The sequence below is a fragment of the Cryobacterium sp. MLB-32 genome (genome assembly GCF_000738085.1).
Lineage (GTDB): Bacteria > Actinomycetota > Actinomycetes > Actinomycetales > Microbacteriaceae > Cryobacterium.
In genome coordinates this window covers 1-590 of the sequence record NZ_JPRS01000481.1, presented here as the reverse complement: position 1 = coordinate 590, position 590 = coordinate 1, and the positions used below count along the sequence as shown (strand labels likewise).

The following is a 590-nucleotide window of genomic DNA, read 5'->3' as shown; positions in this document are numbered from 1 at the left end:
GCGACGATGGGAATTCAGCGCAACAGCCGGACGGACTTCAGTACTTGGGTTCCATCCGTTCCGCGCGGGATGGGACTGGGAATTCATCGATGTCAAAAAGCTCCGAATGAAACACCTTCTCCAACAGCAGCTCTTGCAGGCCACTAAGTCGAACAGTGCGCTCAATGGCTTTGAGCAGATCAAGAAGTTCATCGTTCCAGTCATCGATCCAATGCGTGGGTCGGATCCTGTCGAGCGGTTTAGGCTTGCTACGAATGTGCCCCCTACCCAGAGCACTCCGATTCTGGAGCCACCTTTGAACTACCGGCCAACCGCTGACGGAGAACTGCCAGACCTCGGGTCTCACGCCTGATACCGTGCCGTCAGCTACGTTCAGAGTCTCGGTTTCTTCGTCGTAAGAGATTTCAAATTCACCCGGAAGGTGAGTCACTCCCTGGGACCAAGCAATGCCTTGACGGTTTGCGAAATCGTCATGGGCAGCGTGGCCGATCGCTCGAGCCCCGAACGTTTGCGCGTAGATCAACTCGGCACCAACGTCACGCACTTCTGCAAAGAGAGAAGGATCCTTGGTAAACGGAACCCTGGCGCCG

1 protein-coding gene is annotated in these 590 nt (G+C 55.8%); it reads right to left on the bottom strand.

Features of this window, described 5'->3' with window-relative positions; translation table 11 throughout:
* Nucleotides 1–37: 37 nt before the first annotated feature.
* The coding region (locus tag JF66_RS23875; RefSeq protein ID WP_035880547.1) for a type ISP restriction/modification enzyme at nt 38–590 on the bottom strand (553 nt) is incomplete at its 5' end.